Source organism: Pontibacter sp. HSC-14F20, assembly GCF_019599265.1.
Taxonomy (GTDB): Bacteria; Bacteroidota; Bacteroidia; order Cytophagales; family Hymenobacteraceae; genus Pontibacter.
In genome coordinates this window covers 1-16597 of record NZ_JAHZTC010000010.1, presented here as the reverse complement: position 1 = coordinate 16597, position 16597 = coordinate 1, and the positions used below count along the sequence as shown (strand labels likewise).

General features: G+C 50.5%; 13 protein-coding genes. 5 read left to right on the top strand and 8 right to left on the bottom strand.

Annotation, left to right across the window (positions count from 1 at the left end; genetic code table 11):
- Positions 1–61: 61 nt before the first annotated feature.
- The 3 genes from K3G39_RS11240 to rpoN all read right to left on the bottom strand — a co-directional run bounded on the left by K3G39_RS11240 (position 62) and on the right by rpoN (position 3100).
- Positions 62–844 (bottom strand): enoyl-CoA hydratase-related protein, encoded by a 783-nt coding sequence (locus K3G39_RS11240; RefSeq protein WP_220626270.1) that lies wholly within the window; start codon positions 842–844, stop codon positions 62–64.
- A 64-nt stretch (positions 845–908) separates the two neighbouring features.
- Positions 909–1529, bottom strand: a complete 621-nt coding sequence (locus K3G39_RS11235; RefSeq protein WP_220626269.1) for a hypothetical protein — start codon at positions 1527–1529, stop codon at positions 909–911.
- A gap of 125 nt (positions 1530–1654) precedes the next feature.
- On the bottom strand, positions 1655–3100 hold the full coding sequence (gene rpoN / locus K3G39_RS11230; protein ID WP_220626268.1) for an RNA polymerase factor sigma-54: 1446 nt from the start codon (positions 3098–3100) through the stop codon (positions 1655–1657).
- A 287-nt stretch (positions 3101–3387) separates the two neighbouring features.
- Between rpoN and asnS the strand changes: the two genes are divergently transcribed.
- Both asnS and K3G39_RS11220 read left to right on the top strand, forming a co-directional pair.
- Complete coding sequence (gene asnS, locus K3G39_RS11225; RefSeq protein WP_220626267.1) at positions 3388–4827, top strand: asparagine--tRNA ligase; 1440 nt, start codon at positions 3388–3390, stop codon at positions 4825–4827.
- A 109-nt stretch (positions 4828–4936) separates the two neighbouring features.
- The gene (locus tag K3G39_RS11220) at positions 4937–6472 is read left to right on the top strand and encodes a hypothetical protein (RefSeq protein WP_255594250.1); all 1536 of its coding nucleotides are present in this window, start codon (positions 4937–4939) and stop codon (positions 6470–6472) included.
- A gap of 61 nt (positions 6473–6533) precedes the next feature.
- On the opposite strand, the gene K3G39_RS11215 is transcribed toward K3G39_RS11220, so the two are convergent.
- Positions 6534–7025, bottom strand: coding sequence for a DUF4168 domain-containing protein (locus tag K3G39_RS11215; RefSeq protein ID WP_220626266.1), 492 nt, complete (start codon positions 7023–7025; stop codon positions 6534–6536).
- Positions 7026–7307: 282 nt separating this feature from the next.
- Between K3G39_RS11215 and K3G39_RS11210 the strand changes: the two genes are divergently transcribed.
- A complete protein-coding gene (locus K3G39_RS11210; RefSeq protein WP_220626265.1) occupies positions 7308–8573 on the top strand; it encodes a PorT family protein in 1266 nt (421 codons plus the stop codon).
- Positions 8574–8681: 108 nt separating this feature from the next.
- Here K3G39_RS11210 and K3G39_RS11205 read toward each other — a convergent pair whose 3' ends face one another.
- Complete coding sequence (locus K3G39_RS11205; protein WP_220626264.1) at positions 8682–10067, bottom strand: NAD(P)/FAD-dependent oxidoreductase; 1386 nt, start codon at positions 10065–10067, stop codon at positions 8682–8684.
- Between the two features lie 77 nt (positions 10068–10144).
- The gene (locus K3G39_RS11200; RefSeq protein WP_220626263.1) at positions 10145–10738 is read right to left on the bottom strand and encodes an alpha-ketoglutarate-dependent dioxygenase AlkB; all 594 of its coding nucleotides are present in this window, start codon (positions 10736–10738) and stop codon (positions 10145–10147) included.
- 423 nt (positions 10739–11161) lie between these two features.
- On the opposite strand from K3G39_RS11200, the gene K3G39_RS11195 reads away from it, so the two are divergent.
- Both K3G39_RS11195 and K3G39_RS11190 read left to right on the top strand, forming a co-directional pair.
- Positions 11162–12499, top strand: coding sequence for an alanine/glycine:cation symporter family protein (locus K3G39_RS11195; protein WP_220626395.1), 1338 nt, complete (start codon positions 11162–11164; stop codon positions 12497–12499).
- A gap of 52 nt (positions 12500–12551) precedes the next feature.
- Entirely contained in the window at positions 12552–12983 is a 432-nt protein-coding gene (locus tag K3G39_RS11190; protein WP_220626262.1) for an SRPBCC domain-containing protein, read from the top strand.
- A gap of 59 nt (positions 12984–13042) precedes the next feature.
- Here the strand turns inward: K3G39_RS11190 and K3G39_RS11185 are convergent, their stop codons facing one another.
- Complete coding sequence (locus tag K3G39_RS11185; RefSeq protein WP_220626261.1) at positions 13043–13984, bottom strand: mechanosensitive ion channel family protein; 942 nt, start codon at positions 13982–13984, stop codon at positions 13043–13045.
- A gap of 48 nt (positions 13985–14032) precedes the next feature.
- A complete protein-coding gene (locus tag K3G39_RS11180) occupies positions 14033–16288 on the bottom strand; it encodes a cation:proton antiporter (protein ID WP_220626260.1) in 2256 nt (751 codons plus the stop codon).
- Between the last annotated feature and the right edge of the window lie 309 nt (positions 16289–16597).

The window sequence follows — 16597 nt, the reverse complement described above, 5'->3', positions numbered from 1 at the left end:
GGTATAAAAAAAGCCGGACACATGGCCCGGCTTTGTAGGTATAGATACAGGTACAGAAGGTTTAAGCTCCTTTAAACTGTGGTTTACGCTTTTCATTGAAGGCCGTCACTCCTTCTTTATAATCAGCGGAGTTTCCGGCTATTTTCTGACAATGGGCTTCGTAATCCAGCATTTCGTCTAGCGTAGAGTTAAACGATTTGTTCAGCATTTTTTTCATCAACCCGATGGCCTTGGTCGGAGCCACGGCATAGCGCGCCGCCAGTTCAGCTACCGCCGCATCCAACGCTTCAGGAGCTACTACCCGGTTAACCATGCCCAATTGCAAGGCTTCTTCGGCGCTCACTTTCGAGCCCAGCGTGCTCAGTTCAAATGCTTTCAGTGAACCCACCACACGCGGCAAAAAGAAAGAAGAACCGGAATCGAGTACTAGTCCCACATTTACGAACACCTCGATCATGCTGGCGGCAGAGGAGGCTACTACCAGGTCGCAGGCGAGAGCCAGCGAGCAACCGGCACCGGCAGCCACACCATTTAGCTTGCAGATGATTGGTTTGGGCAGGTTGCGCATGGCCCGGATGATGGGGTTATACCTTTTCTCCAGCGACTCAGACAAATCACGCTTGTCGGCACTGGCAATTGCTTTAAGATCCTGACCAGAGCAGAAGGCTTTGCCGGCCCCCGTCAAAATAATCACCCGCACGCTGTCGTCGCGGGTCACCTGCTTCAGGGCGTCCTGCAGCTCGTAGCTCTGCGTGTCGTTAAAGGCATTGAAAACATCGGGTCTGTTCAGCGTGATGGTCGCGATGCCATCCTGCACATTATATAGTAAGCACTCGTAGTTCATGTTGTCGTTTGTTTTTAGAAGAGATAACCAAAGGTATAGATAATCACCCTGAAGAGCAAAACGACTACAGTGCCACAAACCCGGCCATAAGTACCAGCATAAGCCCAATCAGAAAACCGGTATAGGCCTGCGCCGGGGTATGCGCATGCAGCGCCAGCCTTGCCGACAACACGGCGCCCGACACCAGAATCATCAGCACAATAGGTATAAGCAACCCTGATTCAGGCATTAATTTGTTCACAAGCAAAAGCACGCCCAACGCTCCTCCCAGTCCGATGCCATGCGCACTGATCTTCCAGAAAAAAGAAACAACCCAGGCTACGAAAACGGAAGCCGTAACTACACCCATCACGAAATAGAAAAGCTGATCAAACACGGACTCCGTGTAAAACAGGTAAGTCGTGACGCCATAGCAAAGGGCGGTAAACAGAAGGGGCTTACTACGCTGCTCCCGCCGGTCAATCTCGTAGGAGTCGATGAAACCGGTTTTGAACATCGCAAAAGCTCCCAGTCCGGGCACCACAAACGTGGTAAAAAAGATCATGCTCAGCACGATCCAGCGGCTTTGCAGCGGAAGTGAAATAGAAGAAACCGGTAAAAAATAAAGGATGATGACAAACAGATACGTCGGCATCAGCAGTGGGTGAAACGCAACAGATAAAAATCGGGCGAGGGAGCGGTTCAAGGGGAGTTAGTGATTGAGTGAATTAGCGTTTGAGTGATTTTTAGAAGAGCCTGCATGTAGAGACAGGTCGCTACCTGTCCTTACATGCACCAAACAACAATTTAACCATTTAGCAATTCAGCCATTTAAAGTTCCTTCCGCAGTCGCGCAACAGGTATATTGAGCTGTTCACGATACTTGGCTACGGTACGGCGCGCGATGTTGTAGCCTTTCTCGTTGAGCATCTTCTCGATCTTCTCATCTGAAAGTGGCTTGCGCTTGCTTTCTTTATCGATGATTTCCTTCAGAATGTGCTTTACCTCGCGGCTGCTGGCATCCTCGCCTGAGTCGGTGGCTATACCTTCGGAGAAGAAGTACTTGAGCGGGTAAATGCCGAACTCCGTCTGCACGGCTTTGCTGTTGGCCACACGGCTCACGGTACTGATGTCCATGCCGATGTCCTCGGCGATGTCCTTCAGAATCATCGGCCGCAGCTTGCTTTCGTCACCCTCCAGGAAAAACTCGTGCTGGTACTTGATGATGGACTCCATGGTGCGCAGCAGCGTGTTTTGGCGCTGGCGAATGGCATCGATAAACCACTTAGCTGCGTCCAGCTTCTGCTTCACAAAAGTTACCGTTTCCTTCAGCTTCTTATCTTTCTTATCCGACTTGTCATACGCATCAAACATGTCGGCGTAGGAGCGGCTGATGCGTAGGTCCGGGGCGTTGCGGGAGTTGAGCGATAGCTGCAGCTGTCCGTTTTCGTTGGTCAGGATGAAGTCAGGTATAATGTACTGTACCCTTGCCATGCCGGCCCCGCTTCCGCCCGGTTTTGGATTGAGTTTGATGATGACGTCGATGGCTTTTTTCAGCTCATCTTCCGTTACGCCAAACTTGCTCTGTATTTTTTGGTAGTGTTTCTTGGTGAATTCGTCAAACGTTTCCCTGATGATGCGCTCAGCCAGATGAGTGGTTTCGTCCTGCTCGCGGCGCTCCAATTGCAGCAGCAGGCACTCCGGCAAATCGCGGGCACCTATACCTGCCGGGTCGAAAGTCTGGATCATGTGCAGTACCTGCTCAATCTCCTCTTCGGTGGTCATCACGTTCTGCGAAAAGGCCAGATCGTTTGCAATGGAACTCAGCTCACGGCGGATGTAGCCGTCGCTGTCGATGCTGCCGATGAGCTGCATCCCGATAGTGTACTGCTTGTCGTCGAGCTCCAGGAAACCGAGCTGGTCCATCAGGTTGTCGGTAAGCGAGGTGGACATGGCGATGGGCATTTCGCGGTCTTCCTCATCGCCGCCGCGGTCGCCCTGCATCTTGTAGCCGCTTATTTCGTCGTCGTTGAGGTAGTCGTTGATGTCCACGTCATCTTTGCCGAAGTCATCATCGCTGTCATAGTCCTCTGATTCTGAGTCGCTGTACTCGCTTTCGGGTTCTTCACGGCCTTCTTCCAGGGCGGGGTTTATCTCCATTTCCTCTTTTATGCGCGCTTCGAGCTCAACAGTAGGTATCTGCAGCAGCTTGATAAATTGTATCTGCTGCGGCGATAACTTCTGGGATAAGAGTTGTCTTAAATCGAGTCGCTGCATAGTAAGAAAAATAGATTCCGGCACCTGTCAGTGCACGTCCAAATTTAGGATAATTTTACTTGCATTTACAAAAAAGGTTAAAATATCGTTACTTTGAGGGATTATTGGAAAAGGTACTGCTCCAAGGCGCCAACCATGGCCAGTCTGCCTGTTACAGGACTTTCCCTAAGCAGGTTAGGGTGGCTGATTTAGGGGTGGCCGGGCATCTTTTTATACCTTGCCAGGTGGGCCGAAAACTATACCTTAACTTATAATTTGTTCAGACACATTACGCTACTAGAAATAACATGCAACGCACAAAAGTAAAAGAGCTACTGACGGGTGCCGGTGTAGGCAACGAGGTTTTATTGAAGGGCTGGGTACGCACCAAGCGCGGCAACAAGTTTGTGAATTTCATTGCCGTGAACGACGGCTCCACGATACAAAATCTGCAGGTAGTGGCCGATGCTGAAAAGTTTGGCGAAGAGTCACTGAAAGACGTAACAACCGGTGCCGCCGTAGCCATTACGGGCCAACTGGTAGCCTCGCAGGGCAAAGGACAAGCATTTGAGGTGATGGCCAACACGATTGAAGTGCTGGGCAAAGCCGATCCGGAGACATACCCGCTGCAGAAGAAAGCGCACTCGCTGGAGTTTTTGCGTGAAATCGCTCATCTGCGATTCCGCACCAACACGTTCGGCGCTATTTTCCGGGTGCGTAACTCACTTGCTTTTGCTGTGCACAGGTTCTTCAACGAGAATGGCTTTGTGTACATGCATACGCCAATCATCACGGCATCTGACGCAGAGGGTGCCGGCGAAATGTTCCGCGTAACTACCCTGGACCCCATTAACCCGCCGCTTACCGAAAACGGACAGGTGAACTACGACGAAGACTTTTTCGGCAAAGCGACAAACCTGACGGTATCTGGTCAGTTGGAAGGCGAGCTGGCGGCCATGGCTTTCAGCGATATCTATACCTTCGGACCAACCTTCCGTGCCGAGAACTCCAACACCGCCCGTCACCTGGCCGAGTTCTGGATGATTGAGCCGGAGATGGCTTTCTACGACCTCAAAATGAACGCTGACCTGGCTGAGGAATTTATCAAATACATCATCCGCTACGCACTGGAGCACAACCGTGAGGACATTGAGTTCCTGGGCCAGCGTTTAGTGGAAGAAGATAAGAGCAAGCCGCAGAACGAGCGCCAGGAAATGACGCTGCTCGAGAAACTGGAGTTTGTAGTGAACAACGACTTCGAACGCGTGACTTATACCGAGGCCATCGATATTCTGCTCAACTCGAATCACTACAAGAAGAAGAAATTCCAGTACGATGTGAGCTGGGGCATTGACCTGCAGAGCGAGCACGAGCGCTACCTGGTAGAGAAGCACTTCAAGAAACCGGTGATCGTAACTGATTATCCCAAAGATATCAAGGCCTTCTACATGCGCCTCAACGACGACGGCAAGACCGTGGCAGCTATGGACATTCTGGCGCCAGGTATAGGCGAGATCGTGGGCGGTTCGCAGCGTGAAGAACGTATGGAGTTACTGGTCGAGCGCATGAAGGGCGTAGGTATACACGAGGAGGACTTGTGGTGGTACCTGGATACCCGCCGTTTCGGTGGCTGTCCGCATGCCGGCTTTGGTCTGGGTTTCGAGCGCATGGTGCAGTTCGTGACAGGTATGGGCAACATCCGCGACGTGATTCCTTTCCCGCGCACGCCAAAAAATGCAGAGTTTTAACAGCAACTATACCTGATACAACAAAAGCCCGGCTATACCTTAGCCGGGCTTTATTTTTGGCTAGAAATTTGCTATCTTAACTAAGATAAATCCCTAATAAATTATACTTATGCGATATATATTTTTAGCCTTGCTCCTGCTCGGTTTTGCGGCCCCCGATGTGCATGCGCAGCAGGAGTTCGCCAGTCTGGAGCTACCCTTGCGCCGGGCTGAAGATCTGGTGTCGGTAGCGGATGGTGATGGCAATGTCTGCCTGTACTTCTTTCAGGGAGGCAAGCTGAACTTCAATTTGGTAGATGCCAAAGGCCAGACCGTTGCCACACAGGAGATCCCCTACCGTTACAACCAGCAGCCACAGGTGCTGGGCACCCGCGTAACCGATACTGAGTTTGTGTTTTACAGCCGCTTTGTAGATGGCTATAAGGAATTTGTGCGTCCTTTTGCCGTGAACAGGTATAGCGGTGCTTTCCGAAGCCTGCCCGATGTGCCCATACGCCGCGACAGAAACGAAACATTTGTCGGAGCTTTTGCCGATGCATCTCACTTTTACATGATGTACACCGACAAAAGGGATAACCTGATTCTGCACCGTGAGCTGGGCGAAAGCGATTACGAGAAGAAGATGTTCCAGATGGCCGACCTGCCCCGTACCCGCACCCGGAACGAGCGCCAGCAGGAACTCATCTTTGTACATCCGGATCTGGAGCGTACGGTATTTGCCGGCCAGCACCGCAGCAAAATCTATACCCGCGGCGATAAGCTATACCTGGTGTTCGACGGCTTTTCGCTCCGTGGCAAGAAAAACGAACTGACCACCGAAATCCTGACGATTGACTGGCCAAGCGGACAGACCGAGTACCGCACCCTGCCGTCGCTGGCTGTTAAAAACGAAGCAAATTTCAACTCTTTCCTGCATGACAATACCCTGTTCCGGGTACAGCTTGAGAAAGACGAATTCACGCTGACCGTTTTTGACTTCAGCAGCCTGCAACCGATCAAAGAGTACAGGTATACGGCCGACCAGGACATCGATATCAAAGCTACGCCGGTACACCAGCGGGGAGCAGGGGCCTTGTTTTCTTCGGGAAACAGCGTGATTGAGAAGACTTCAAAAGTAATGCGCAACTTATCTAACGGAAAGCCTGCCATTACAGTGGATGCTTTCAACGACAGCACCTTGCAGCTTACCATCGGTTCGTACCAGCCGCCAAGCCGTCGAAATCCGGGTGGCGACCCGACCCGACTGGTGCGCACACCCGACCGCTACATCCAGACTTCCCGTGGGCTATACCTGATGCCGGGCCGCTGGGTACCTGCTTACTCGCTGCCGTATAGCTCCAGCATGTTCCCGTACAACCGCTACTACTACGACCCTTACTACAACCAAGCAGGTGAGTCGGTGGGGCCGGGCATTAGCACCTACTTCAGGGCTGTGCTGGACAGCGAGACGCTCGACAAAGCCGTTGTGGCGAAAGACGACAGTACAGCTGCCACAGTGCAGGATAAGATTGAGGCCTACGAGGAAGAACTGAAGCAGACACCGGAGTACAAAACCTTGTACCGCTACGGCAACAACAAGCTTCATTACGGCTACTTCGATAAGCGCAGCAAGACCTTTAAGATACTGGAGTTCACACAAAACTAAATCCAACAAAAAAGCTTCGCCAATTCTGGCGAAGCTTTTTGCTTTATAAAGGGGGCTTCGTTTACAAACCCATCAATTTCTGAATTTTAGCCTGTACGGCGGGATCCTGTTGGTAGGCCAGCATGATCTGCTCGTAGCGCTCCACTGTCATACCGTCTTTCTGGATGGCCGACTGCATGTTCTTCTCAATGTCGGGTTGCATTTCCATCATACGACCGATCGCCTTGTTAAAAGCGGCTTTTTCGGCGGTTGTGCCTTCTGCTTCGGCCAGTTTCTGCTGCTGGTGCGCCTGCGCCAGGGCGTTAAACTTATCTACACTTAGTTTCTCTTCTTCCAGAATCACCAGCATAGCTTTTTCGCTTTCCTGCTGCAGCTCCATCAGACGTGTGCTGGCATCTACAAAAAGCTTGATGTCCTGATCAGAAATAGTTTGCGTTTGCTGCGGTGTTTTTTGAGGAGTGGCCTGCTGCGCCAAAGCGCTACCACTGCCGGATACCAAACAGACAACAAGCCCTGCCACAGCAGTGACCTTCAGTTTATGGAGAATATGCATAAGATTCGGGGTTAATAATTTTTAATAAGATGACCAAAGAAAGGCAGGTTCTCTCGATTACCACTCAAACTATACATTATTTTAGAAAAATAGTTTTAAGCTTTTGAGTTGCCTCCCGCTCCGGGTATCCAAATATCCTGCCATAGACTATTATTGGCTATTTGTATAACAAAGGACGTCCTTGTTGAGATTTCAATAATATTTTATGAGAGGCTGGTAGCCTATATAGGTATATCCTACTATCTTTATTATCTAATCTTGTTTTAGGAACTAGCTGTACCTATGAAAAACCTATACAAACTTATTATGCTGTGCATCAGCGCCTTACTTTCAGCACCAGCGGCAGCACAAAGCGATTACAGGCCGGGTTATGTTGTGATGCCGCAGGGCGATACTCTGCAAGGCCACGTGAGTTACCGCACCGACGCGCTCGGCAAAACAGTAGGCTTCAAAAGAGACAACCAGTCGATTACGACCTCTTACACTGCCAATGAGATCTCAGGCTATGGTTTCCCGGGCGACAGAAACTACCGCACCCGCACACTGGATCACGCTGATACCCTGGCTGCGGAGTATGTGTTTATGCAGGAACTGGTTCGGGGAACTGCCAGCCTTTTTGTTTATAAAAATACGTTCTTTATCGAAAAGAATGATAATCCTGATAAACTGCACAAGCTTTATATCACCAAGGAAACCTATGTTAACACTTATGGTGTGACAGCTCAAAGAGATATAAACCACTACGTCCGTACTTTAAACACACTTTTGCAGGACTGCTTTGCGATGTTCAACAAGATTGAGCGTGTAAAACTAGCCGAAAAAAACCTGGTGGACCTGGTAAGAGAGTACAATAAATGCGTTGGCAGAGCCGATGAACAAATTATTTTTAAGGTATCCAAGAAATGGTTTGCCATCAGACCAGGCTTTGTAGGCGCCCTCAGCCATACCTCTCTTAATTTCTCGGCTACTGATGAGAGGTACCTGCCTCTGGAACATGCTGAATTCAACACCAATACTCACCCAACTTTTGGCCTTGCCTTGCTACTTAATTCACCCCGCATCAACGAGCGTGCCTCTATACTGGTGGAAGGTCGTTACTTTAGCAACAGTTATCGGTCAGACCCCAGCTATATATGGTTTGAATCCTACTATGATAACGAGATTGAGATTGAGCTTTCTGCTTTAAAACTTACGACGGCCCTACGCTACGACTTCGCAGGAAAAACCCTCCAGCCTTTCGTGAACGCCGGTGGTTTCCTCAATTTCTTCAATAAGCGCGACTTCAGGCATATCCAGTATGTCAGAAGCACACAAAGTAGCACGCCAACAGAAAGAAATCGCGACAATGCGGAGTTCCTCAGCAAAATGCAGCAGGGGCTGATGCTAGGCGCCGGCTCATACCTGCATATCAACAAGCACCGCCTGTCACTGGAGGCTCGTTACGAATTGGGCCTCGACCTGCATAAGCACAACGCTGTCAATAAAATCAACACCGCCCTTGACTCAGATACCAGGTCGGTATCGCTGTTGTTCGGGTTCTATTTTTAGGCTGCAAGCAAGCGTTCTCGACCAAATTTACATTAGTGAATTAACAACAAAAGCGCTTGTACCCCGGTTGGAACAAGCGCTTTTGCTTTTCTAATATGTTGGGGTTCCTTATACCTTCTGCGCCTGGTATCCCTTCAGCTTCTCTTTCTTCACGAGTTGCTTTTCCAACAGCTTCTGCACTTCCGGCTTGTCGTAGTCTTCCACGGTTTTGATGTGCTTCATCACCTTTTTCATGATCTTGTCCTGCTCCCGGCCTGTTTCCAGGGCATAGGAATATGGTAGGTCGGTGAAGGTAACCATGGAGTAGAGCGGAATCCACTTGTCGGGGTATTGCTGGTTGATTTTGCCTTCAATTTTCTTTCGCAGCAGGAAGCGCGGGTCGGCGACTTTGTCGCGCATCTCAATGAAGTTCATCACGGCCAGATCAGCGATGGCGTCGGCGTCGGGTTTGCGTTTGCATTCAAACTTCTTGAACAGGCTTTCCCAATCGCCATCGAAGTTTTCCAGCATCTGGTCGAGCACGGTAATATCCTCGAAGCCGGCGTTCATCCCCTGCCCGTAGAAGGGCACTACCGCGTGGCAGGCGTCGCCTATCAGCAGGGCTTTGTCCTCAAACGACCACGGAAAGCACTTCACCGTTACCAGTGTACCAATCGGGTTGGAGAAATAATCCTCGGCCAGGTCAGGCATCAGCGGAACAGCATCCGGAAAAGTGTGGAGAAAGAAGTTGAGTAGGTCATCGTCGGTCTTGATGCTCTCAAAGGAAAGTGCGCCTTCGTAAGGGAAGAACAGGGTACAGGTAAAGCTGCCATCGATGTTGGGCAGGGCGATCATCATGTAGTTGCCGCGTGGCCAGATGTGCAGGGCGTTCTTCTCCAGTGCCCAGCCACCATCTGCCGTAGCAGGTATAGACAGCTCTTTGTAACCATACTCCAGGTAGCTTTGTGAGTAATTGTAGCGCTCGGTTTTCTGCATGGCATTGCGCACCATCGAGAAAGCGCCGTCGGCCCCGAAAAGCATTTCGGTCTGCAACTCTTCTAACTCGCCTGTTTCGTGGTTGCGTAGCGTGGCTTTGCTCCGATGCAGGTCCAGGTCGAGCAATTGGCGGTTGAAATGGTAGGTGATATCCGGGTTCGGCTCCGATAAATCCATCAGGGCGGCATTTAAACCTGCACGCGATACCGAGAAGATGGACTGTCCCTCTTTGCCGTAAGGCTGGAAAGTAAGATTCCCTTGTTCGTCGTGCATCATGCGGCCATGCATAGGTATAGCCACTTTGCGCACTGCCTCTTCTATACCTATCCCTCTGAGCGTCCGGAAACCACGGTCGCTTAAGGCGAGGTTAATCGAGCGGCCACCATCGAGCAGGGTCTTGCGCATGTCAGGGCGGCGCTCATATATGTCTACTTTGTGGCCGCGTTTGGCCAGGTATAGCGACAACAGCGAACCAACCAGTCCGGCTCCCATGATGGTGATGTTCTTTCTCTCGGCCATAATGCAAGGGTATAGAATTCCTGTTTGTAAAGAAACGTTTTCCAATCGGGAAAGGCAATACTCGGCGGCAATATACCTTAGCCCACAATATTCCGGAAAGTCAGGTTGAGGCGCGGCGCGATAGGCCGGCTGGTTTTGGGGAGTTGGTGCTGCCAGTTTTGTTGCGTGGCGCCTTGCATTAACAACAGACTACCATGCTGCAAGGTGAGTTTCACGGTGGGCAAATCTTTTCGCTTGCGGTGCCGGAAAGCAAAGCTCCGCTCTCCACCAAAACTGACAGAGGCTATACCTGGCCCAAGCGATTTCTCGTCGTCGGAATGCCAGCCCATGCAGTCCTGCCCGTGGCGGTAATAATTAAGGAGCACACTGTTATACCTGTCGCCGGAGGCAGCCTCTATACGATCTTTTAGCTCCAAAAGCATAGGCAGCCACGGCTGGGGTGCGTTGTAGAGTCCGGAGTAGGTATAGCCTTTGTCGCCATACCAAGCCGTGAGCCGTGGCAGCGGGAGTTGCTTGCCAAACATCTTGATCTCCTCCTGTTGCCAGGCCACCTCATCCGACAATTGCTGCAGGTATAGGTCGCTTTCTTCTTTCGTAAAAAAGTATGGTGCATAGTATACCTCTGCCTTCGGCATATCGAGTTGCGTGAAGTTTTCGCTCTCCTGTATCATTTTCTTTCTCCGGCTTTTCCCAATGCTTGTCTTACCGTGATTTCACTTTTAATTCCATTTTATGGCTGCACTTCCCGTGCTACGAACTCTACCCTATCTTCAGGTGCTGGGTTGCCGGGCTGTATACCTTTTAACCTGCTTCAGCATATTAAGAAAACAGCTCTGTACAACAAAAGACGGCCATAAAGTTTATAAAACGCTTGTAGCGAAATGGTTTATTTTGACATACGGTAAGGCGAACAATGCTTATTGTGCGGAGTAAATAAGTTGGATTACCAGGACCTATACCTTCAAAAACCCTTTTAGCACAGCGGAGCTTTTTGCCATTCTGAATGTATCTTTGTAGCTTTCTACTTCAGCAATCTGTTTATATTGAAAACATTAGAAGAATTATTTGTCGCGTTTAGTGACGCCGCGTGGGGTATGCCTTTGTTGATACTCCTGATGGGCGGCGGCTGTTATTTCATGTTTTACTCGGGCTTTTTGCCTTTTCGTTACCTGCGCCACACCATTAACGTGCTGCGCGGTAAATACGACGACCCCAACGACCCCGGCGATATCAACCACTACGAGGCGCTTTCGGCTACGCTGGCAGCTACAGTAGGTATGGGCAACATCAGCGGCGTAGCGGTGGCCATTGCCATTGGCGGACCGGGCGTGCTGTTCTGGATGTGGGTGAGCGCCTTTGTGGGTATGGCGACCAAGTTCTTTACCTGTACGCTCTCGGTGATGTACCGCGGCCACGACAGCGTAGGGCACCTCGAGGGCGGCCCGATGTACGTGATCGAAACCGGACTGGGCAAAAAATGGAAACCGCTGGCTATGCTCTTTGCTGTGGCAGGTTTGTTTGGCACGTTGCCTATCTTCCAGGCCAACCAACTCACACAGGTGGTCCGTGAAGTGCTGCTGGAGCCCCACGGCTATACCACTGCCGACCTGTTCTATACCAACCTTACCATCGGGCTTGGCCTTGTGTTCATTACTTCTCTGGTGATTTTCGGAGGTATACAGCGCATCGGACATGTGGCAGGCAAGATGGTGCCAAGTATGGTTATCCTTTACATGCTGGCCGTTTTATACATCATGTTCGCCAACTATAACGCTATACCTGCTGCCTTCGCACTTATTTTCACAGATGCTTTCTCGGCGCAGACTATGCTGGGCGGCGCAGTAGGTGCCATCATCATAGCGGGTGCGCGCAGGGCGGCTTTCTCCAACGAGGCAGGTATAGGCACAGCTTCCATGATGCACGGTGCCGCCAAAACCGACGAGCCCATCCGCGAGGGTTTGGTAGCCATGCTCGGGCCGTTCATCGATACTATTGTGGTGTGTACGCTCACAGGACTCGCTATTATTGTGACAGGCACCTGGCAGACCACCGATGCCAGCGGCGTGACCATGACAGCCACTGCTTTCAACAACGCAATGCCGGGCTTCGGTAGCTACGTGTTGGTTGTCTGCGTCCTGATTTTCGCCTTTACCTCACTCTTTTCTTACTCTTACTACGGCACCAAGTGCTTCAGCTACCTCTTCGGCGCGAAGTACAAGCACTTCTACAACTACTTTTATGTAGTCACCATCGTGTTCGGTGCCACTGCCACTATCACGGCTGTTATCGCGCTCATAGACGGCATGTACGCCATCATGGCAATCCCTACCATGGTGTCAGCACTGTTACTATCACCAAAGGTAATGGCCGCCGCCCGCGATTACTTTAAGCGGATGAAAGAGTTTAAGAAAGCGGAAAGGCAGAAGGCTTAGCACCAAGACATTTCTCTTTTTACCGTCACCTTACAGAGCTTATTTTAACGTTATGCAACACATCGAAACCGAGATTCTGATCAATGCGAGTCCGGAAAAGGTATGGACCGTCCTCACCGATTTTGAGCGCTACCCTACCTGGAACCCCTTCATTAAATCTATTAATGGCGAGAAAGGTTTAGGGAAGCAATTGAAGGTTTCTATTCAGCCTCCGGATGGGACCGGCATGACATTTAAGCCAAAGGTGCTGGCATTTGATGCGAACAAAGAGTTCCGTTGGAAAGGCAAGCTTTTCTTTAAAGGTATATTCGACGGCGAGCACTACTTCCGGCTGACTGACGCAGGAAACGGCACAACCCGGTTTAGCCATGGCGAAAAATTCAGCGGCTTTTTGGTAGCGCTGATGGGTGGTACGCTTGACAAAACGAAAGTAGGATTCGAGCTTATGAACGAGGCACTGAAGTGGGAATGTGAGCGGGTATAAACTCGGATATGACAGTACATAAAAGCATGAAGGCCTGGGCGATCCCAGGCCTTCATGCTTTACTCCATACCTCTTCTGCCACTCTCCATATGCTGCATTTCGCTCTCCTGGCCTTCGGCGGCGCTGTAAAAGCGGGTGGTTGGGTAAGCAAAACGAATGTCCGGAGAAGCTAGGAACTCCGTCAGTACATCTTCCCAAATCTTAGCTTCGCTTTCGCGACGACCGTTGAGGTTACAGAGGTAGCGCACCGTAAGCTGAACGCCGTTCTCTCTCACTTTGGCAAACACTCTTGGCTCGAAGCTCCGGTAAAAAATCAGGTGCTGCTGGGCCTCAATGCGCACGCGCTGTTCCTGTTCTCCGTTTAGCCGCTCGGAGTGTCGCAGGGCTATTTCCTGCAAAATAACTTTGGCTTTTTGCCAGTTGCTTTCAAAAGTGATGCGCACCTGCAGCTCGTGCCACAGAAATGGGAAACCGTAGTTGTAGTTGATCTGCCCCTGCGTGAACACCTGGCTGTTGGGAATGTGCACTACACGACCTGTCGCCTGTTCGGAGTCTACCCACTCACCGAGCTCATTAATGGTGAACTGGAAGAAGGCAATATCGATCACGTCGCCGGTATAGAGGCCTATCTTAATGCGGTCGCCTACTTTAAAAGGACGCTTCCAGATCAGGAACACCCAGCCCATCATGTTCAGAATAGGGTCGCGGAGCACCACTACCAGACCGACTGAGAAGATACCCAGAAACGTAGTGATGGACTTGAAACCTTCGAACCAGATGTTGGCCAGAAAGATAATTCCAAGCCCCGTAACCACATAGTTGGTCGTTTTCTTCCACTGGTATAGCTTGCGTGTGTCCGTTTGCTGCCGCGAGGCCAGCCGCAACAGCACCCGACTGATAATCCAGAGCACCAGCAAAGCCACCACCGACTTTACAATGTTTTCCTGTATCTGAGCCGACAGATGAAAATTTCTTTCTATCCAGTATTCAATTTTTTGCATGCAGCTTTATTTTAATCAACAGAAAATTGTGGCACTCACAATCGGGGCTTACTTCTTATTTACTTTAACTGAATTTTGTCGGGCGGCCTCCAGTTGTTTTATACGCCACGGGCTTCCTACAATCCAAAGAATGTCGCCTTCCTCCAGTACCAGTTCAGTATCCGGGTTGAGTATACGCTCTCCATGCTTTTCTATACCTACGATCAGGCCTTTGGTTTTCTCACGCACACCCGATTGCCGCACGGTTTTTCCAAGCAATAGTGAGTCCGACGACAAAACCAGCATTTCCAGCCCGATCTCCTCCCTTGTTGTTTCATTTTGCTCAGGTATAACTTCCTCATTTATAAAATCTCTGAAAGCTGCGATCTGCTCGTCTGTGCCGAATATGTAAATTTTATCGCCCGGAAATATACGTTCGTTGCGCGTTGGAGCCATAATCGTGCGACCTTCCCGCTCTATAACGGCCACATTTACACCATATTTTTCGCGTATCTGCAGCTCCAGCATGCTTTTGCCTACTACTACAGCATTTGGCGCCAATTCAAAGCTGGTCAGGTGTGCGTCCCAAGGCACCAAGGTATGGGTCATGCTGCTGGCAGCTGCGATCTCGCGGGCGTTCAGGTTCGACATAAACCGGGCTACGATCCGGCTGTAAAAGTTCTGAATTCTCCTGGACAAAAGCACCAGCAGGACAATAATACACAAACTTATGATAAGAGCCACCTGCGCCGACAGCACCTGGTTGAGCATGAAGCCGATAAAGAGAATGGCTATACCTACGCGCGTAAACTCCAGCACAATAATCAGGCTGCGGTAATTGCGGTTAGCCCAGATACGGCCCTGCGCTTCTTTCTGCGGATGGTACACAGCCATCGCCCACAGGAAGGGCGACATGGCGATCAGCGTAATGGTAACCGTGGCTATACCTCCCCAAATGCCCGGCATCACTTCTTCGGACATGAATGGGTACAGGTAGTTCTCTGCCAGCAGCACAGTGGCCACCAGCACAACCGACGACACCCCCATGTTGAGCACATAGGAGCGCAGCAGTATTTTCCAGTCGCTGGCCGTGCTGATGGTCTGGGCGCCGGAGCTATATTCGTCTAGCGACTTTTTCCATTTTTCGGGTAGCAGTCGCTCTACTGACCTGTAAAGTGGCTCCGACATTTTGATCATGTAGGGTGTGGTGAAGGTCGTGATTGCCGAAACCGCCACTGCCACAGGGTATAAAAAGTCGCTGGTTACTTTAAGCGTAAGTCCGAGGGTGGCAATGATGAACGAAAACTCACCGATTTGCGACACGCTCATACCTGACTGAATGGATGTTTTGAGTCCCTGCCCCGCCATGAGGCCACCAGCCGAGATGCTCACCATCTTGCCTACCAGCGTCACGACCGTAATCAAAGCAATGGGCCCGGCATACTCAACAATCATCTGCGGGTTGATCAGGATGCCCACCGATACAAAGAAAATTGCGCCAAACAGGTCCTTTACAGACATCACCAGGTGCTCAATCTTCTCGGCCTTGGTGGTTTCGGCCAGGATAGAACCCATAATAAAGGCACCCAGCGCCGGCGAGAAACCCACTTGCGCGGCCAGAATCACCATCAGGAAGCAAAGCGCGATAGAGACAATCAGAAGCGTCTCATCGTTCATCAGTTTGCTTGCCCTCCGGAGCAGTGTAGGTATAAGAAAGATGCCCGCCAGAAACCACACCGCCAGAAAAAAGGCGAGTTTTAGTACGGCCTGCAGCATTTCGGTACCGGCAAACTGCTGGCTTACTGCCAGCGTCGAAAGCAGCACCATCAGCAGGATGGCCACCAGGTCTTCCACAATCAGCACCCCAAACACCAGCCCGGCAAAGCGCTTTGACTTTACGCCCAGCTCGTCGAAGGCCCGGATGATGATAGTGGTGGAGGAGATGGAAAGTATACCACCCAGGAACACGCTGTCCATGGTGCTCCAGCCGAGCAGTTTGCCTGTGAGGTAACCCAGCAGGAGCATAACCACAACCTCTACACCCGCCATGATGGAAGAGGCCCCGCCTACTTTCACGAGTTTTTTAAAGCTGAACTCCAGCCCCAAGGTAAATAACAGAAAGATCACCCCAATCTCTGCCCACACATTGATGTTCTCTATATCCACAATCGTGGGGAACAGCTTAACATGCGGCCCGACTAACAAACCTGCAATAATATAGCCCAGCACCAACGGTTGTTTCAGCTTCTTAAAGACAAGCGTCATGATGCCGGCTGCACCAAGTATCAACCCGAGGTCCAAGACCAGATTGGGGAGGTGTGTCATATAGTGGTATAATGCTTAAACAATTGTGCTGAAATCAATTCGGCAGCAGGTTGCCAACCTCACAATATACATCAAAATGTGCCCACATACAGGGCTCTATACCTGGAAATTAACGGCTGGCACTTATTTTTTATACCTGTCCTGCAACCGGCACAATGCATACCTTTCTAACTACAGAAGTCCTAGTACACAGTCAACTTAGTAGGTAATGATTGCGTTTCTTCCTTAAAAGCAGGAGGAAGCATGGAGAAGATAGAAATAAAATTGAGTGAATCAGATAAAGAGTACCTGGAGCATTATGTGAGCAAA